17 protein-coding genes are annotated in these 18,572 nt (G+C 66.6%); all 17 read right to left on the bottom strand.

Annotated elements, in window-relative coordinates:
- Nucleotides 1-4: 4 nt before the first annotated feature.
- Nucleotides 5-853 (bottom strand): N-acyl homoserine lactonase family protein, encoded by an 849-nt coding sequence (locus tag AB7535_RS07880; protein ID WP_028147221.1) that lies wholly within the window; start codon nucleotides 851-853, stop codon nucleotides 5-7.
- Between the two features lie 30 nt (nucleotides 854-883).
- Nucleotides 884-1,768, bottom strand: coding sequence for an amidohydrolase family protein (locus AB7535_RS07885; protein WP_085403205.1), 885 nt, complete (start codon nucleotides 1,766-1,768; stop codon nucleotides 884-886).
- On the bottom strand, nucleotides 1,765-2,886 hold the full coding sequence (locus AB7535_RS07890) for a vWA domain-containing protein (RefSeq protein ID WP_085403206.1): 1,122 nt from the start codon (nucleotides 2,884-2,886) through the stop codon (nucleotides 1,765-1,767). Before AB7535_RS07890 ends, AB7535_RS07885 begins: the two co-directional genes overlap by 4 nt.
- Nucleotides 2,883-3,764, bottom strand: coding sequence for an AAA family ATPase (locus AB7535_RS07895; protein ID WP_085403207.1), 882 nt, complete (start codon nucleotides 3,762-3,764; stop codon nucleotides 2,883-2,885). Before AB7535_RS07895 ends, AB7535_RS07890 begins: the two co-directional genes overlap by 4 nt.
- Nucleotides 3,765-3,772: 8 nt before the next feature.
- Nucleotides 3,773-4,795: a xanthine dehydrogenase family protein molybdopterin-binding subunit gene (locus AB7535_RS07900; RefSeq protein ID WP_014496431.1), complete on the bottom strand. Its 1,023-nt coding sequence runs from the start codon at nucleotides 4,793-4,795 to the stop codon at nucleotides 3,773-3,775.
- Nucleotides 4,795-6,387, bottom strand: coding sequence for a xanthine dehydrogenase family protein molybdopterin-binding subunit (locus AB7535_RS07905; protein ID WP_354075006.1), 1,593 nt, complete (start codon nucleotides 6,385-6,387; stop codon nucleotides 4,795-4,797). Before AB7535_RS07905 ends, AB7535_RS07900 begins: the two co-directional genes overlap by 1 nt.
- Before the next feature lie 11 nt (nucleotides 6,388-6,398).
- Entirely contained in the window at nucleotides 6,399-6,875 is a 477-nt protein-coding gene (locus AB7535_RS07910; protein ID WP_038941740.1) for a (2Fe-2S)-binding protein, read from the bottom strand.
- Between the two features lie 6 nt (nucleotides 6,876-6,881).
- Nucleotides 6,882-7,700, bottom strand: coding sequence for an FAD binding domain-containing protein (locus AB7535_RS07915; protein WP_085400985.1), 819 nt, complete (start codon nucleotides 7,698-7,700; stop codon nucleotides 6,882-6,884).
- Nucleotides 7,701-7,702: 2 nt separating this feature from the next.
- On the bottom strand, nucleotides 7,703-8,146 hold the full coding sequence (locus AB7535_RS07920) for an SRPBCC family protein (RefSeq protein WP_063986523.1): 444 nt from the start codon (nucleotides 8,144-8,146) through the stop codon (nucleotides 7,703-7,705).
- Between the two features lie 5 nt (nucleotides 8,147-8,151).
- On the bottom strand, nucleotides 8,152-8,589 hold the full coding sequence (locus AB7535_RS07925; protein WP_014496426.1) for an SRPBCC family protein: 438 nt from the start codon (nucleotides 8,587-8,589) through the stop codon (nucleotides 8,152-8,154).
- A 9-nt stretch (nucleotides 8,590-8,598) separates the two neighbouring features.
- Entirely contained in the window at nucleotides 8,599-11,511 is a 2,913-nt protein-coding gene (locus AB7535_RS07930) for a flotillin family protein (RefSeq protein ID WP_085400986.1), read from the bottom strand.
- Between the two features lie 25 nt (nucleotides 11,512-11,536).
- Complete coding sequence (locus AB7535_RS07935; RefSeq protein WP_063984343.1) at nucleotides 11,537-12,370, bottom strand: phosphoenolpyruvate hydrolase family protein; 834 nt, start codon at nucleotides 12,368-12,370, stop codon at nucleotides 11,537-11,539.
- Between the two features lie 3 nt (nucleotides 12,371-12,373).
- On the bottom strand, nucleotides 12,374-14,590 hold the full coding sequence (locus AB7535_RS07940) for an ABC transporter permease (protein ID WP_085400988.1): 2,217 nt from the start codon (nucleotides 14,588-14,590) through the stop codon (nucleotides 12,374-12,376).
- Nucleotides 14,583-15,365: an ABC transporter ATP-binding protein gene (locus AB7535_RS07945; RefSeq protein WP_028147232.1), complete on the bottom strand. Its 783-nt coding sequence runs from the start codon at nucleotides 15,363-15,365 to the stop codon at nucleotides 14,583-14,585. The genes AB7535_RS07940 and AB7535_RS07945 overlap by 8 nt, the downstream gene beginning before the upstream one ends.
- Nucleotides 15,358-16,467, bottom strand: coding sequence for a branched-chain amino acid ABC transporter permease (locus tag AB7535_RS07950; RefSeq protein WP_071915372.1), 1,110 nt, complete (start codon nucleotides 16,465-16,467; stop codon nucleotides 15,358-15,360). The genes AB7535_RS07945 and AB7535_RS07950 overlap by 8 nt, the downstream gene beginning before the upstream one ends.
- A 1-nt stretch (nucleotide 16,468) precedes the next feature.
- On the bottom strand, nucleotides 16,469-17,479 hold the full coding sequence (locus AB7535_RS07955; RefSeq protein WP_071915371.1) for a branched-chain amino acid ABC transporter permease: 1,011 nt from the start codon (nucleotides 17,477-17,479) through the stop codon (nucleotides 16,469-16,471).
- Between the two features lie 239 nt (nucleotides 17,480-17,718).
- A complete protein-coding gene (locus AB7535_RS07960; protein ID WP_071915370.1) occupies nucleotides 17,719-18,546 on the bottom strand; it encodes a helix-turn-helix domain-containing protein in 828 nt (275 codons plus the stop codon).
- Nucleotides 18,547-18,572: the final 26 nt, after the last annotated feature.

Here is an 18,572-nt window from a genome sequence, read left to right on the forward strand (position 1 = left end):
CACGTCAGGCAGGGAACCAGTTCCGCGCGGGCAGCGACTGCACGATCGGGCCGGGGACCTGGTCGTGCAGGCGTCCGACGACCATGCCGCCCTCGATCTTGGCCGGCCTGTCGTGCACCGGCAGCAGATAGCGCGAATTGCTCAGGAGCTTCTTGATCGACGCCTTCTCGGCCCGCTTACTGGTGCCGTGGTTTCCCGTCGTCCGCGGCTCCCAGTCGTGAATCTCGTTGAAGGGCGTGACGATCTGGTCGTTGAAGTCGTAGATCACGTCGCCGCAGATCGTCGCGATCCCGTCGGCAGTCTCGACGATGACGTTCATCGATCCCTCGGTATGTGCATTGGCCGCATCGCAATAGACGCCGGGCATCAGCTCGATAGGACCTGTGATCTCGAGGTCGAGGAAGCGCAGCGCACTCTTGGTGTGCAGTCGGTCGATGAGATGCTTGATGTCGGGCGCCGGATATTGCGGATGCATCAAGCCGGAGACGGAATATTCGAGTTCTTTCCGATTGAGGACGACGGTCGTGTTCATCGGAAACAGATCGTCCTTGCCGGCGTGGTCGATGTGCAGATGGGTGTGGCAGACGAAGCGGACGTCGCCCATGCGCACGCCGTGGCGGGCGAGCTGGTTCTCGATCATGTGCTCGTGGTATTGCAGGCCGCGCATCCCGAGCGTTTCCATGATCTGGTTGGAACGGTAACCGGTATCGACCACGACCGGATATTTGCCGCCGAGGATCAGAAAGCCGAGGGTGAGGACGCGGCGAGTGCGGCCGCAGTCGCGGCCGAGGACTAGAAAGCTCGATTCCAGCTCGATATCGCCATAGTCCAGGATCTTGATCTCCAGCGCCATTCGTTTCCCTCCCTGTTCTGTTCTTGTCTGTCAAAGCCGGTAGACGCGCGTTGCCGTCGTCCTGAAAATTGCGTCCTGCTGCTGGGTCGTCAGCTTCGCGGCCGCGGCACGAAAGGCGTCGACGAGCTCCCGATAGCTGGTCCACAATTTCTCGATCGGAAAATTGGAGCCAAACAGGCAGCGCTCCGCGCCGAAAATCGCGACGGTATCGGTAAGGACGGCCGCGATATGCGCGGGATCGTTGCGGTGGATGAAGGTGCCGAGCCCGGAGAGTTTTGAGACCACGTTCGGACAGACCGCGAGCCGGGCCATCCCGGCGCGCCAGGCGGCCCGGCCCGCCGGCGAGAGGTCTTCCAGCATGCCGGCATGCTGGAGGATGAAGGTCACCCGGGGGCAGGACTCGGCGAGTTGCGCTGCATCCGGCATCTGCGGCGTGAAGACCTGGAGATCAAAGCTCCAGCCGTAGTCGGCCAGGTGCGCGATGTTGCGGCGGACCATGGGATCGACGCAGAGATCGGGCTTGGCCGCGAAGCGATAGAGCGGATTGTCGTGCCAGTGCAGCTGCATCCGCACGCCGCGCACGAGCGGATAGCGCTTCAGGCGATCGAGTTGCGGGCGAACGTCGTCGACGGCGAAATCTGCGTAGGCGACGATGGCATGCGGCCAGCCGTGCTCGTCGGCGGTCTGCTGGACCCAGGCGGTTTCATCCTCGAAGCGGTCGTTGGCCCAGTTGGTCTGGACATAGACCGAACGGGTGACGCCGGTGCCCTTGAGGTCGTCGAGATATTCCCGGATCGGATAATCGCGACGGATCGGCTCGTAGGGTCCAAAGATGCGCGGCTGCATCGGGCCGGTCAGCCAGGGCAGGTCGGCCTGTCGCCAGATGTGATGATGGCCGTCGACAATGTCGCTCACGCCGCTTTCCTCCGTCCCAACGTCAGAATGTGCGCGACAATCGACGCGCTTGAACCGCCATCCACGAGATCATCGACGAAGCGCTGGATGGCCACCAGCGCCTCGGTCTGCGGGCGGAAATCCGGGCCCGTCGCGAGCGGCGTCAGCCAGCTCACGCGCCAGGCGCGCCGCGACAGCTTTGCGACAGCGTCGCGCAACGCGTCGGGTTCGCCGCGTTCCAGCCCGTCCGACACGATGACGACGGCCGCGCCTCGCGCGTAACCGCCGAACCGCGGTACCGCGAGGAAGGCTTGCAGCGCGTCGCCGATGCGGGTGCCGCCATCCCAGTCGCTGACGAGGTGCGCCGCCGCGCTCAGCGCTTGCTCGCGACGCTTGAGGCGCAATGGGCGGGTGACGCGGGTCAGCCGCGTGCCGAAGGTGAAGACCTCGACATTTGGCGCGGCCTGCACCAGCGTATGCGCGAGCTTCATGTTCTCCTCGGTGCGCGTCTTCATCGAGCCGGAGACGTCGATCAGCAGCAGGAGCTTTCGCCGGCGCTGGCGCCGCTTCAGGTGCCCGAGCCGCAGGATCTCACCGTCGCTCCGCACGCTGTCGCGCAAGGTTCGGCGAAGGTCGGCAAACGGCCCGCGGCGGGCGCGCATGCGCCGGTGGCCGCGCCGCTGCGGCAGGCGCCGCGGGGCCTCGCGCGCCAGGCGGCGGAGCGCGTCGGTGGTGGAGAGCTGGGCGAAGCGGCGCTCCACCAGCGCCTCGGAGCGCGTCGCAGCGAGGCCGGATTCGTTGGCTTCGTCGGAGAACAGGGGGGCCTGTTCGCCGCGGCCCTCTTCCTGGAGCCGGACAGTTTCGTCGTCGTCGCCGTCATCGACATGCTCGATGGCTTCGCTGCCGCGGAAGTGCAGGTCGAACAGCCGGTCGAAGGTCGTGCGGCGCTCGGGTGGCGGGGCGAGCGTGGCCAGCGCCGCTTGCCTGATGTCGTTGAGGTCGCGCGGCCCGAGCAGCTCGATCGCGGCGAGATAGGAGGTGGTCTGCTCGGGCGCGACGGCAAAGCCGTTGGCGCGCAGCAGCGCGGCGAAGGAGACGAAGATGCGGGCGGCGCGCGGAAGCTCCGGCTCGGTGCTCATGCGGTTGCCTCCGCGAGCATGACGTCGAGCCGGGGTGAGATGAAATGCAGGTCTTCCTCGTCTTTCAGCGCCACGCCGATCGAGCGTTTGAAGGCGTCGGGCCAGCGCGCACCGCCCTTGTGAAGGAGCGTCGCCGCTTCAGCCCAGTCGACGGCTTCCGCGATGCCTGGTGCCTTGCTGAGCGGCTCGCGGCGCAATTTGCCGACGGCCGCGACGACGGCCCGCGCTGTCGCCTCGGCGACGCTGGAGGCCCGCAGCATCACGATACGCGCCTCCCGCTCTTCAGTGGGATAGTCGATCCAGTGATAGACACAGCGGCGGCGCAGGGCTTCGTGCAGGTCGCGCGTCCGGTTCGATGTCAGCACGACGACAGGACGTTCGGCCGCGCGCACCGTGCCGCGTTCCGGGATCGAGATCTGGAAGTCCGAGAGAAACTCGAGCAGGAACGCCTCAAACTCCTGGTCGGCGCGGTCGATCTCATCGATCAGCAGCACGGTGGAGTCGGGTGCGCGAAGCGTCGCCAGCATCGGCCGCTCAATCAGAAACGTTTCGCCATAGATGTCGATGCTCTCGTCGCCAGCCTGGCGGATCGCGAGCATCTGGCGTGGATAGTTCCACTCGTAGAGCGCGGCCGAGGCGTCGATGCCCTCGTAGCATTGCAGGCGGATGAGGCGACGGCCGAGGACGGCGGCGATGGCTTTCGCGGCCTCGGTCTTGCCGACGCCGGGGGCGCCTTCGAGCAGGAGCGGTTTGCCGAGGGCAAGGCCGAGATAGGCCGCGGTCGCGAGCCCTTCATCGGCGAGGTAATAGGCTGCCCGAAGCGCCTTCTCCAGCGCTTCGGGGGTGTCGATGCCGACGATGTTGCTGCGGACTGCCATGGCCAGTCTCAGCGTCGCGCCTGTGGCCGCGCGCCGCCCTGGGTCTTGATCGCGCGCAGCACCTTTTCCGGCGTAATCGGCAGATCGTCGATGCGTACGCCGACGGCGTTGAAAATCGCATTCGCGACAGCCGGCAGCACGGGATTGGCGCACATTTCGCCCGGTCCTTTGGCGCCGAACGGGCCATCTGGCGCGGGGCGCTCCAGCACGGCGATATCGTGCGGGCAAATGTCGCCCGGGCCCGGCATCAGATATTCGACGAAGTCGCGGGGGCCGTGAACAGGGTCGGGATAGTGAGGCTCCGTCGTCTCGTAGAGCGCGTGGCTGATGCCCATCCAGGCGCCGCCGACGAGCTGCTGCTCGACCAGGCGCGGATTGAGCGCGCGGCCGAGCTCATAGGCGGAGTCCATGCGGACCATCGCGACTTCACCGGTCTCGTCGTCGACCTCGACTTCCGCCACGAGACAGGCATGGGCGTAGCAGGTCGCCGGCGACATCTCGCCGGTTTCGGGGTCGACGTTGGACAGGGGCACGAGGAATATGCCGCGGCCGGAGATGGTCTTGCCCTGCTTGAACTGGGCGGCGATGGCGACGTCCTTGGTCGAGATCGAGCGATGCGGCGCACCCTTGACGTGGATGTTGCCGCGTCCGTCGGTTTCGAGATCGGCGGCGTTGACCTCGAGCTCCTCGGCGGCCGCCTCCATCATCACGCCGCGTGCCTCGCGCGCCGCGGCCATCACGGCATTGCCGACGCGATGGGTGCCGCGCGAGGCGAAGGAGCCCATGCAATGCGGACCGGTGTCGGAATCCGCGGTATCGACATAGACGTCCTCGACGGGAACGCCCAGCGTCTCCGCGCAGATCTGCCGCGTCACCGACTTCATGCCCTGGCCGAGGTCGATCGACGACAGCGCCACCGTGAACTTGCCGCTCGGGTTGGAATGAACCAACGCCTGGCTGGGATCGCCGCCGAGATTCATGCCGATGGGATAGTTGATCGACGCCATGCCGCGTCCGCGATGCCGGGTCATCAGCGCCTCCTGGTGCCGAACACGGAGGAGAAGCGGGGCGCGCCGTGCGAGGGCGCGGCCGGCCGCGGTGGAGGGGGCGGCGGCGCAGGGGGCGGCGGCTCGCGCGGTGGTTCGCGGGTGACGGCGGGCGGGAGCCGGTCATAGCTGGTGCGCTGCTGGACTGGCGCGGCCGGCCGGCTGCGCGAATCCGTCGGGGTCGGCGGGATCACGGCGCGGCTGCCGCCGCCGTCCTTGCGCGACGAAGCTCGCTTGAACTCCTCGCGGATGGGCCATTTCGCCTTCTCGGCGGCGACCTGGACGCATTCGATCAGCGCGGTGTTCTTGGCTTCGCGCCGATGCGCCTTCATGTCGCCGTCGCGATAGGCATTGAGGATCCGGAACTCCATCGGGTCCATGCCGACGAGGTTTGCCAGCTTGTCCATCTGGCACTCGATCGCAAAATCCATCGCGGTGACGCCGAAACCGCGCATCGCCGTCGCGGGCGTCCGGTTGGTGAAGACGCAATAGACGTCGCCATAGACATTGGGGATAGTGTATGGCCCGGGCAGATGCGCGGCACATTTCACGGCGGCGTAGCTGGAAAGCCTCGTATAGGCGCCGCTGTCGAAATAGGCGCGGATTTTTCGCGCGATGACACGGCCATCCCGCATCACGCCGTCCTTAATGTAGATGCGCTCGGCCCCGCGGGGCGGGCCGTATTGCATCTCCTCCTCGCGTCCGAACACGTAGCGGACGGGCCGCCCGGTCAGCATCGCGCCCAGGATCGCGAGCGGCTCGGTCAACGTATCCACCTTGCCGCCAAAGCCGCCGCCGACCGTGCCGCCGATGAAGTGAAAGGTGTTGGAAGGCAGGTCCAGGATCTTGGCGCAGGTGTCGACCGAGAAGAACAGTGCCTGCGTCGAGGTGTAGACGACGTAGCGGCCGTTGGTGTCGGGCGCGGCGATCGCGCCATTGGTTTCGGTCGGCGCGTGCTCGATCGGAGACATCTGGTAGCGCTGTTCGAGCACGTGGTCGGCGGTCGCGAGCGCGGCGTCGGCATCGCCGAAGCGCAGCTTCTGGTGATCATGGACGTCGTGATAGATGAAGGCGTTCTTCGGATAGGTCTCGTTGACGACAGGCGCCCCGGCCTTGAGCGCGTCCTCGACGTCGAGCACGACCGGCAGCGGCTCGTAGTCGATCCGCACCTTTGCGATCGCCTCGAACGCCTCGCGCTCGCTGTCCGCGACGATGGCGACGACCGGTTCGCCCTTGTAGCGGACCTTGTCCGCCGCCAGCGTAGGCTCGTCGTCCTTGCCGAAGTTGATGAGGCTGAGAAGCGTGTTGAGATTGCGCGGCACGTCGGCGCCGCGGATGATCCGGCGTACGCCGGACGAGCGTTCGGCTTCCGTGGTGTCGATATGGCGCAACCGCGCGTGGGCCTGCGTCGAGCGGACCACCTTCAGATGCAGCATGCCCTGAAGCTTGTGGTCGTTGAAATAGCTCGACGTGCCCGTGACATGGCCGAGCATGTCCTGGCGCTGCGTGCCCTTGCCGATCTCATTGAGATTGTCGTCGCGCTCGTCGGCGAAAATGTCCTTGCGCAGTTCCAGCATGACAAGATCCTTTAGGCACTGGCCCGGCCGCCCGAAGCGGCGAGGATGGCATCGATGATGGGTTCGTAGCCGGTGCAGCGGCAGATGTTGCCGGAGATCGCCTCGACGACCTCGGCGCGGCTAGGCTGCGGATTGCGATCGAGCAGCGCCTTTGCCGCCATCAGCATGCCCGGCGTGCAATAGCCGCATTGGGCGGCAAAATTGTCGGCGAAGGCACGCTGGAGCGGATGCAGGTTCGGGCCCTGCTTGAGGCCGTCGAGCGTCTCCACCGATCGGCCGGCGACGGTTTCCGCCAGCGTCAGGCATGACAGGTGCAACTCGCCGTCGATCAGCACACTGCAGGTGCCGCAGCCGCCCTGGCCGCAGCCGAATTTCGGCGTCATATCGCCGATCAGTTCGCGCAGAGCGACCAGCAGGTTGGTGCCGCCATCGACGAAGATCGCGACGTCGCGGCCGTTATGACGAAATTGCAGGGCGGTCTTGGCCATGACGAGCTATTCCTGACCCGAGAGGAGACGGCGCAGATGGACGCCGGCGATCTCGCGGCGATACCAGGCGCTGCCGAGCGCGTTGTCGAAGGGGGAGGTGCCCTCGGTGACGGCGGACGCCGCAGCAGCGATGGTCGCGGCATCCAGCGAACGTCCCTCGAGCACACGCTCGGCGGCGCGTGCCCGAATCTGGGTCGGCGCCATCGAGCCCAGCGCGATCCGTGCCCCGGCGATCCGTCCGCCACTGATCGGCAGATGGGCTGCGAGCGTAATGACGGAGCCGCCCTTTGGCTTGATACGGGCGACCTTGTGGTAGCGGAAGGCGTCCGCGCTCGCCGGCCGTGCGCAGGACACCGAGAGCACCAGCGTGCCGGCTTGCCGCTCGCGCGACTGCAAGAACTCTTCGATGGCGATGTCGCGCGTGCCAAAGCCGCCCTGCACGGCGACGGTGGCATCGAGCGCAAGCAGCGCCACCGTGAAGTCGCCATAGGGACTTGGCGCGAACAGGTTGCCCCCGACCGTGCCCATGTTGCGCACCGCAGGTCCGCCGATCGAGCGGGCAGGGGCGTGCAGGAAGCCGAGGTCGCGCTCGGCGAGGATTTTTGCGAAGGTGATGCCGGCCCCGAGCGTCACACGCGGGCCCGACGCGTCGATCCGGGTCAGGGCCTGGTCGCTGGCGCGGATGACGGTCGAGACAGAGACGTCACCCTCGTTCAGCGCCCGCATCACCAGCGTGCCGCCGCCAAGATAGCGTGCGCCGCGATCTGCCGACAGCGCGCCGGCCGCTTCGCTGGTGCTGGCAAAAGTCTTCACTGTCACGGCCATTGCTATGCCGCCTCCTTCAGGTGCCGGCGGATCGCCTCGAAGCCGGCTTGATAGATGTCTTCCGCGACCATGTGGACGATGCGATCGCGGTCCTCCGGCCTGGTGCTGAAGCGCGACTCCCAGTGCCAGAAGGTGCGATCGCCGTCGGTCACCGGCAGCAGGCGGACATGCGCCACGTAGTTGAACATCGGCACCGGCGTATCGAGCAGGCAATAGCTGAAGGTCTGCTCGAGATCGGAGAGCGCCAGCAATTGCTCGCGCAGCTCCGATCCGTCCTGCAGCTTGAAGCGCCTGACACAGCCAATTTTGTCAGGGGAGTGCGCGCGCTCGATCGTGGAGGTCGCGACCGCCGGATGCCAGCGATCGTGTCCGTTGAAATCGCGCAGCACGTCCCACACCGCATCGGTCGGCGCATCCAGGATCGTGCTCTTGACGATATGCGGCACGGAGCTCACCCTCCGAACTGGCGCTTGAGGGCGTCGAAGCCGCCCTGGAACACGCCGCCGCCGATATTGCCGACGAGCTCCGCTTCCCGTTCGGGTGCGCAGTCGAACTCGGCGGTCCATTCCATGAAGGTCTGGTCGCCGTCGGTGACCGGCGTCAGCCGCAACGTCGCGACGTAGTTCTCGACGCCCATGGGGGATTCCAGGATCGAATAGGTGCAGAACATGTCGTAGTCGGAAAGGCCGAGCAGCTTCTCGCGGATGCGGTCGCCGTTGCGCAGGCGAAAATCCCTGACACAGCCGATCTTGTCCGAGGGCTCGCCGCCCTCGATCCGGCTTTCCGCGATCGCGGGATGCCAGTTCGGCATGCCATTGAAATCGCGCACCCGCGCCCAGACGCGATCGTTGCGCGCATTGACGACGGTTGAGACATAGACGCGGGCCATGATGTGACCTCAGCTCTTCTTCCGGGGGCTGCGCTCCGCGGGCGGCTCGCCCTCGGTGGAAGGCGAGGGAGCTGCAGCCGGCTTCTCGCCGCCTCCGCCTCCACCGCCGCCCTTGCGGGCGGACTCCTTGATGCCTTGCATGTCGCGGGCCTCGCGGATCAGGCCCGGCATCTTGGCGAGGCTGCCGCCCTCGACGCCGATATCCGCCAGAAGCGAATCGATGAGAGGCGCCTGGACGCGGTAGCGCAGCGCCGAGTCGATCACCTCGTCGGTGGCGCTGCGGCCGCCATTGCCACCATGGCCGTTGCCGTTGAGGCCGTCGACCTGGAGGATGCGGATGCCCTCGATCTTCTCCATTGGCTTGACGCTCTCGCGCACGATGCCTTCGATGCGGTCAAGCAGCTTTCTGCGGAACAGCGAGTAGCGGGCCTGGTCGGTCAGCACGTTCTCGGCCTCGTTGAGCAGCCGCTGCGCCTCGGCCTCCACGGCCGCGCGAACGCGCTCGGCTTCGGCTGCAATTCGGGTCTCCTCGGCCTGCTTCTCGGCGATCACGATTTCCACGCTCTTGCGACGCCTGGCGATCTCGTTTTCACGTGCGGTGATGACGCGCTCGGTGGCCTCCGTCGCATGTATCCGCGCTTCCTCGGCCGAGGCCCGGGCGGCGGATTCTTCCAGCGACTTCAGGTGGATCGCGATCGCCTTCTCCATCAGAACGGTCTCGACCTCCTTCTCGCGATTGACTTCGAGCTTCCGCAACTCGCGCTCACGGCCGATGCGGGCCTCATCCAGGCCGCGGTCGGAGGCAATGCGGGCGCGCTCGACCTCCTCGCGCGCGGCAATCTCGGCTTCCTGGAGCGACTGGACGCGGGCGACCTCGAGTTGCTCGATCGAGCGGCGGCGTTCGATCCGCGCCGCCTCCAGCGCCTGCTCGCGCGAGACGTCGGTGGTCTCGACGTCCTTGCGTGCGACGATCTCGGCCTGCTTGACCTGGCGGTCGGCGTCGATGCGTTCGGAGCGCTTGGTGGAGAGCGCGATGACGCGGTCCTCGTCCGCGATCTCGATCGCCTTCTTCTGCTCGATATTGAGCACTTCGCGCTTCTTGGACGAATTGATCCGCTCGGACTCCAGCGCGAGATCGACGCCGATGCGCTGGCGCTCGATCACGTCGCGCCGCTTGAGGTCAGCCGCCTCGACTGCGGCGGTCCGCTCGATCTCGAGCGCCTTGGTCTCCCTGTCGGCCTGGATCCGCTCGGCCGCGATGGCCTTCTCCTGCGCGATGCGCGCGGCCTCGATCGCTTCGCGGGAGGCGATATCGGCTTCCTCGACGGCGCGGTTGCGGGCGATCTCGAGCGAACGAACTCGCTCCTCCTGGGCGATACGGGAGGCTTCGGTGGCCTCGCGTGCCGCGATTCCCGCGACGTCGAGTGCCTGGTTGCGCTCGATCTCCAATTGCCGCGTATTCTGCTCGGCGGCGATGCGTTCGGCGGCAAGCGTCCGCTCGCGGGCGATGCGCGCGGCCTCGACCGCGCGCTGGGCCTCGATCTCGGCTTCCTGGATCGTGCGCACCTGCTGGATCTCAAGCGCGCGGGTGCGCTCGTCTGACGCGATGCGCTCGACATTGACAATCATGGTCTGGGCGATGCGGGCCTTTTCGGTCGCTTCGCGGGCGGCGATCTCGGCCTCGTCCACGGCGCGGGTCCGCTCGATCTCGCGGCGCCGCGTCTCTTCTTCATTGGCAATACGAGCGTCGGTCACTACCCGGTCCTGCTGGATACGCGCCTTCTCGATCGCCTCGCGGGCGGCGATCTCGGCTTCCTCGATAGTGCGCATCCGCTCGATTTCGCGCTGGCGCACCTCGCGCTCAGAGGCGATGCGGCTGGTGTCGATCGAGCGCTGGTTGGCGATCCGGGTCTTCTCGACCTCCTCGCGGGCGAGCAGTTCCTTCTCCTCGATGGTGCGGGTGCGTTCGATCTCCCGCTGGCGTGTCTCGCGCTCCGAGGCGATACGGGCTTCCGCGATCGCCTGGTCGTTTGCGATGCGTGCCTTCTCGATGGTCTCCCGTGCGGAAATCTGCGCCTGCTCGGCCTCGGTCTCGCGCAGGGCCCGCTCACGCGCGACCTCGGTGCGTTGCAGGGCGCGGCGCATCTCGATGTCACGCTCCTGCTCGAGGCGGGCCGTCTCGCTTTCGCGCTCGATCTCGAGGGCCTGTCGCTCGGCCTCCAGATTGCGGGAGCGGATCTTGATCATCGAATCCTGCTCGATGTCGTTGCGCAGCTTGCGCTTGGCCTCGATGTCCTCCATCAGGCGTGTCAGACCTTCGGCGTCGAAGCGGTTCGAAGGGTTGAAGAATTCGAGATCGGTCTGGTCGAGATCGGTGATCGCGACGGATTCCAGCTCGAGTCCGTTCTGAGCGAGGGCCTCAGCCGCGTTCGCCTTGACGCGGGCCACATACTCGCCGCGCTGCTCGTGCATCTGCTCCAGGGTCATTTCCGAGGCAATCGAACGGATCGCGGAGATGAATTTGCCGGCGAGGAGGGCGTGGAGCTTCTCGGGCTCCATGGTGCGGCGGCCGAGCGTGGCGGCGGCGATGGACACGGCTTCGCGGGTCGCCTGAACGCGGACATAGAAGTCGGCCTCGATGTCGACGCGCATGCGGTCCCGGGTGATCACGGCGTCCTGCCGGGAGCGCACGATGCCCATCGGCTGCACGTTCATGTTGACCGGCGTGTAGTCGTGGATGAAGGGCAGCACGAACGCGCCGCCGTTGATCACGACGCGCTCGCCAAGCAGGCCGGTCCGGACGAATGAGGTCTCCTTGGACGAGCGATGGTAGAGCCAGTTCACGATGTAGACGCCGACCACGATCACCACGATGGCGACGATCAGCCAGAGGATCAATTCACCGACCAGAGTCCCTGACATATTTCCCTCCCTCGACCTTCCGGCGTTATCGCGCGCCGATCGCCTTGAATTTGCGCACCTGATCCGTCAGTGCCCGCTCGACCGGCAGCCGCTCCATCGAGGAGGCGCCGTAAAAGCCGTGGCAGTAGCGGGTGTTCTTCATGATGAAATCGGCGTCGTCCGGATCGGCGATCGGTCCGCCGTGGGCGAGCACCAGAATGTCCGGATTGACGCTGAGCGCGGCGGAGGCCCAGGTGTCGATGCGCGCCGGGCAATCCTTGAGTTTGGGCGCGGTCTGCGCGCCGATGGTGCCCCCGGTCGTCAGGCCGAGGTGACAGACGATGATATCCGCGCCCGCGATCGCCATCGCGGCGGCTTCCTTCTCGGTAAAGACGTAGGGCGTCGTCAGCAGGTCCTTCTCGCGTGCCTTCGCAATCATGTCGATCTCGAGCGCGTAGGACATGCCGGTCTCTTCGAGATTGGCGCGGAACACTCCGTCGATCAGGCCGACGGTCGGAAAGTTCTGCACGCCGGCGAAACCGAGGGCCTTCAACTGGTCCAGGAAAACGTCCATGTCGCGGAACGGATCCGTGCCATTGACGCCAGCGAGCACTGGCGTTTTGGTCACGACGGGCAGCACTTCGCCGGCCATCTCCAGCACGATGGCGTTGGCGTCGCCATAAGCCATCAATCCCGCAAGCGAGCCGCGGCCGGCCATGCGATAGCGGCCGGAATTGTAGATGACGATGAGATCGACGCCACCGGCTTCCTCGCACTTGGCCGACAGGCCGGTGCCGGCGCCGCCGCCGATGATGGGCTCGCCGCGCTTTGCCATGTCGCGGAAGCGTTTCAACAGTTCTGCGCGTTCAAACCGGGCCATCGGTCACCTCGCTAGTCTCCGGCGCGCCCCGGTGCGGCCGAACAAGGTCCGGAACGCGCTGACAATGATGGAGGCGAACTCGGGATCGTTGATGTTCTTGGGGACGCGGATGAGCTGACGGCTGGCGGTCTGCCGCACGTTCCGCTCCAGCGCACGGAACAGCGCCGCATCGGCATCGGGATCCCAGAACGGCTGTCCTCGTGTATCGAGCGCGGAGACGCCGCCCTCGGGCAGGAAGAAGCGCACCGGGCCGTCCATCTGGTTGAGCCGATCGGCGATCCAGCGGCCCATGCGTTCGTTTTCCTCGGCCGTGGTCCGCATCAGGGTGACCTGGGGGTTGTGGACGTGGAATTTGCGGCCGCGGTAGCGCTCGGCAATGGTGTCCGGGGCGCCGAAATTCACCATGTCGAGCGCGCCCACCGAGCCGACGTAAGGCAGGCGGCTGCGGATGATGGCGCCGAAGCGGTCGTCGGTTGCCGGGAACACGCCACCCATCAGGAGATCGCAGATTTCCGTGGTGGTGAGATCGATGACGCCGGCGATCTGTCCGGAATCGACGAGCTTCTCCATTGAGCGGCCGCCGACGCCGGTGGCGTGGAAGACGAGGCATTCGAAATCCTCGCGCAGGTCGGCCGCGATCTTCTGGACCGCCGGCGTGGTGACGCCGAACATGGTGATGCCGACCGACGGCAATGCGCCGTCGCCGCCATCCTTCCGCGCGTGCTGATCGAGCCGCGCCCTGACCATGCCGGCCAGCGCATGGGCGCCATTGGCGAGCACGGCACGCGAGATCGAGTTGAGGCCCTGCACGTCAGTGACCGAATGCATCATGGTGATGTCGGCCGGGCCGACATAGGGCCCGACGTCGCCGGAGGCGACGGAGGAGATGATCAGCTTGGGCACCCCGACGGGGAGGGTCCGCATCCCCGGCGCGACCAGTGACGCTGCGCCCGAGCCGCCCGCCGAAATCACGCCGGCCACATTGCTCTGGCGTCGCAGCCAACTGGCGAAGGCATCGGCCATCGCAGTGACGGCAGCGCCGCGGTCGGGTCCGAACACCGCCGATCCGCCGCGCCCATGGTTCAAGGCGATCTCCTGGGCGGAGACGTCGCTGGTTGCGTGCCGGCCGCTGGTGGAGACATCGACCAGCCGTGTGCGCAGGCCGCTCCCGGCGATGATGTCGCGGATGAAGCGAAGCTCCGTGCCCTTGGTGTCGAGCGTGCCGACGACGAGCACGACCGGGGGTCCCTGCGTTTGCGCCGCGACCGGCTCGCGCCGGCGCCGGGCGGTCTCGTCGAGACGCGCCACCTGTGTCGAGAGCGTGCGGGCGGCGGCCTCGATGCGGGCGATCGGGACCGGCTGCGACCAGCGGGTGGGCGGTGTCGGGTTGGAGATGTAGACACGGATCGGGCCGCCTGGACGGGGCGGCTGCGGTGCGGCCTTCGCCCCGGTGCCTGCCGCCGGCATGTCGACGGCGGGCTCGAGCTCGGCGTGGAGGCCGACGCCGAGCAGGCGCTGCTGCAACCCCCGGTCCGCGGCAAGGCGCGCGGAATCGATGATGCGGTTGATGCGGCCGTTGACCATGATCGCGACGTTGCGCGAGACGGCCGTGGCCACACCGATGTTCTGCTCGATCACGAGCACGGACATGTCGCCGTCCTCGCCAAGCCGTACCAGCATCTCCTCGACCTGGGCGACGATGACGGGCGCAAGCCCCTCGGTCGGCTCGTCCATGATCAGGAGCTGCGGATTGGTGAGCAGCGCGCGGGAGATCGCCAGCATCTGCTGCTCGCCGCCGGAGAGCTGGCCGCCGCCATGGTCCTTGCGCTCGGCCAATCGCGGAAAGGTCTCGTAGATGCGCTCGACCGTCCAAGCCCCGCGCCGCAGGCCCGCGGCAAGCTGCAGATGCTCGTCGACGCTGAGCGAGCGCCATAGCCGCCGGCCCTGCGGCACGTAGCCGACGCCGAGCCGGGCTATGTGGGCGGGCGGCCGCCGGGTGATGTCGTCGCCGCGGACGCGGATCGAGCCGCCGCTGACCGGCACCAGCCCCATGATCGCCTTGCACAGCGTGGTCTTGCCCATGCCGTTGCGACCGACCACCGAGAATACGCCGGCTTCGAGCGTCAGGTCCACGCCCTGCAGCGCATGCGAATGCCCGTAGTAGACGTCGAGGCCGCGGACTTCGAGGGCGGCGGCGGCCGAGCGGCGGACCTCATTCATGGCCGCCTCCGAGGTAAAGCTCCTGCACCTCGGGATCGGACTCGATCTCCTGCGGCAGGCCTTCCTTGAAGATGCGCCCGTTGTGCATCATCGTGACGCTCTCGACGACGCGTAGCGCCACGTCCATGTCGTGCTCGATGATGATGTAGCCGATATGCGCCGGCAGCGAGGTTAGGATCTCGACCAGCTCGGCACGCTCGGTCGGAGACAGGCCCGCGGCCGGCTCGTCGAACAACACGAAGCGCGGCGCGCCGGCGAGCGCCAGTGCGATCTCGAGCTGGCGCTGCTGGCCATGCGCAAGCTCCGCGACGCGCTGGTCCTTCACGCCTGTGAGATGGACGGCCTGCACGAGATTATCGGCCGCGCTCATCAGCGCGTCGTTCTGTCCGGGGCGCAGGAACGAGAAGCGTCCGCGCGAGACGCCGCGGCAGGCGAGGTAGACGTTGTCCTGGACGGTGAGACCGGGAAAGAGCGCTGAGATCTGGTAGGTCCGGCGCAGGCCGCGGCGGATGCGCTCGTAGGGCGGGAAGTGGGTGACGTCCTCGCCGAAGAAGCGGATGGTGCCGGAGGAGGGCGGGAAATCGCCGGTGATGCAGTTGAACAGGGTGGTTTTTCCGGCACCGTTCGAGCCGAGCACGGCGCGCCGCTCGCCGGGGCGCACGGTAATGGTGACGTCGGTGAGCGCGGCCAGCGCGCCGAACAGGCGCGTCACGCCGCGAAGCTCCAGCGCCGCGCCGGCGCCGACGGCTGAGAGGCGTTGCGCGACGCTATCCATGACCGGATCCTTGACCAGATCCTCGGCCGTGACGTTCGCTTGAACGGGCCGCGCCGGATCGCTGGCGCTGTCGCCAGCTCTGCCAGAGCCCGATCACGCCGTCCGAGGACCAGAAGACGATGGCGAGGAAACCGAGGCCGATCAGCAGCCGGAAGCGGTTGCCGTCGAGCCCGAGCTTGACCAGGAAGTCGAGCGCGAAGGTGCGTAACAGCACGAAGATCAGCGCGCCGATGAACGGACCGATGGGACGCGTGATGCCACCGACCACGGCGATGATGAGGATATCGATGCAGGCGCCGACGCTGACGGATCCCGGCGAGATCTGCCGGTAGTTCCAGACCTGGAGCACGCCAGCCAGTGCCGCGACAAAGGACGCGAAGGCGTAGGCGGCGACGCGGTGCGCATTGACGTTGAAGCCGAGCGCCGCCATGCGGCGGGGATTGTCGCGTACACCTTGCAGCGCCAGGCCGAATGGCGCGCGGGAGATGTATTCAACGGCGAAGTAGCACAGCGCGGCAACCGCGAGCACGATATAGTAGAAGGGAATGTCGGCGCGCCAGTTGACGCCCCAGAAATGCGGCGTGGCGACGGTGTTGATGCCGGTATGGCCGTTGAAGATCGCCCAGTTCTGATTGGTGAAGTAATAGAACGCCGCGCCGATCGCGAGCGTGATCATGATGGTGTAGATGCCCTCGGTGCGCACCGCCAGCGCGCCGCCAAGCGTGCCGAACAGGGTCGCGAGTGCGAGCGCCATCGGGACCGCGAGCCACCACGGCCAACCCAGGCTGATATTGGCGTTGCCGCTGACGCCGAACACCGCGACCATATAGGCGGAGAAGCCCGCGATGGTGAGCTGCATCAGGCTGACCATGCCGCCGTAGCCGGCGAGGAACATCAGGCTCAGCGCCATGATGCCGAGGATCAGCGTGGTCGCAAAGATCTCGATCAGGAAGAAGCCGTTGGCGATCAGCGGCATGATCAGGAGAATGGCCGCGACGATCCAGGCTGCAGGATTGTTGATCTCCGGCCATCCGCGCAAGGTGGGGCGCTGCGCCGCTGCGGCAGGACGAACGGTGACGCGGGCGTCGTGGGCGAGCGACATCTCAGCGCCTCGCCAACAGGCCTTGCGGCCGGACTGCCAGGACCAGCACCATGATCAGGAAGGTCACGACGATGGCGTAGGTCGGGATGTAGACCGAACCGAGCTGTTCGGCGAGGCCGATGATCAGCGCGCCGAGCGCGGCACCGGGGATCGAGCCCATGCCGCCGACGATGACGACGACGAGCGAGGCAAGCAGGAAGCGGATGTCTTCGCCGGGCGAGAGTGACTGGAAGGTGCCCCCGACGACGCCGGCGATGCCGGCAAGCCCGGCGCCGAGCGCAAAGACCAGCACGAAGACGAGCTGGATCCGCACTCCGGTCGCGGCCAGGATGTCGCGATCGTCGACACCGGCGCGGATGATCATGCCGATGCGTGTGCGGTTGAGCGCCAGCCACATCGCCAGGCCGATCACGACGGACGCGGCGAAGATCACCAGCCGGACCAGGGGATAGCGGAGATAGACCGGTTCGCCCGAGGATTTCACCGCAGTTACCAGCGGCAGCTCGATCGGGCCGATCAGCCAGTTCGGTGTCTGGATCTGATAGAAGTCGCCGCCGCAAGCCCACAGCATGAGATCGGCGAAAACGATCGAGAGACCGATCGTCACCATGGTCTGCCGCAAGTCCTGGCCCTCCATGCGGCGGAAGACGATGAGCTGAAGCAGGACGCCGACCAGCGCCGTCAGGATGAAGGCGACGATGAAGCTGAGGAGCCAGGAGCCGGTCGAGGCGCTGATGGCGTAGCCGACATAGCCGCCGAACAAATACAGCGAGCCGTGCGCGAGGTTGACGTTGCGCATCAGGCCGAAGATCAGGGTGAAACCGCTGGCGACAAGGAAGTAGAGGCCGCCGAGCGTGATGCCGTTGAACACGGCGTTCAGGAAGACCCGCTTGCGGCCGATCGCCTCTTCAAGTCCGGGCGGCCACACCGCCAAGGTCAGCCACAGTGCGAGCGCGATCGCGACGATCACGATCAGGGCCCAGGCCGGATGACGTTCGACGAAGCGCGTCATGTCAACTGCCTCATCCCCGCCTCGCGCCCCCGCAAACGGGAAGAGGGCGCGATCAGGCCGCTTCGACCTCGCCCTGCCTCATGTTTTGAACGTTGGTCGAACAGCCTTGCGTAGGCTGCGTACCTCGCCATGGACGTGCGTCCTCCCGGACTTGCGATCCTCTTTTCGGGATCGCGTTCCGACCATCTTAGCGAGGGCACAAGGGGAGCGTTTGATCGTCAGTATCTTTTCGCGCGCGGTCAGGCCCGCAAAACCTTGGCGGCGCGGCGGTAATCGGTCGGCGCCATCCCGACATTGGCGGTGAAGAAGCGTGTGAAGCCGCTTTGCGAGGAGAAGCCGAGGTCGAAGCCGATGTCGGCGATCGGTGCTTCGCCGGCGACAAGGGCTTCCAGCGCCTGTTCCATGATCAGGGTGTTGAGGTAGAGATGCGGCGTGACGCCGGTCTGGGTGCGGAACAGCCGGTAGAAATGCGGTCGCGACAAGCCGGATTCGCGCGCGATCGTGTCGAGCTCCATTTCGGCGCCCGGACTTTCAGACATCAGCTTGATGCATTTGCGCACGCGGAAGTCGGTGACGGCGCCGGCCGTGCGCGCGTCGCGCGCGATCTCGGCCTGCTGCCAGCTTTCGTCGTAGCAGATGTCGATCAGTCGCCGCAGCTCGGCATCGAGGCTGGAGAGGGACGGTGCGCCGCACACAAGCGCGGCGGTTCGTCTGATGTGCTTGTCGAGTGCGACCGTGCGCTTGAACTGGGTGCGGCCGAAACGCAGGCGGTCGGCGCCGGGCGCGTCGGGCGCGAACCACTCCGGATTGACGTAGAGCACGAAGAAGATCGCGCCACCGTCGAGATCGGACGGCAGGAAATTGTGAGGCTCCCAGGGATTGACCGCAACGATGGAGCTTTCCGTAAGGTCGTAGTGCCCGTTACAGACGTCGATGCATGCGGACTGGCCGCCAACATGGAAGATCAGATGACCTTCGCGATGTGCGTGCACGTTGAAGGGGCGGTTCAACTGATAGACCGTCGCCCGACCGAACCGGCCGTGAAAGACGGCAAGCGCCCGGCTCATGCCTTCCCTCCTGAATGTTCTTGTCT

It is taken from the genome of Bradyrhizobium sp. 956_D2_N1_4 (genome assembly GCF_052076025.1).
Taxonomy (GTDB): Bacteria; Pseudomonadota; Alphaproteobacteria; order Rhizobiales; family Xanthobacteraceae; genus Bradyrhizobium; species Bradyrhizobium barranii.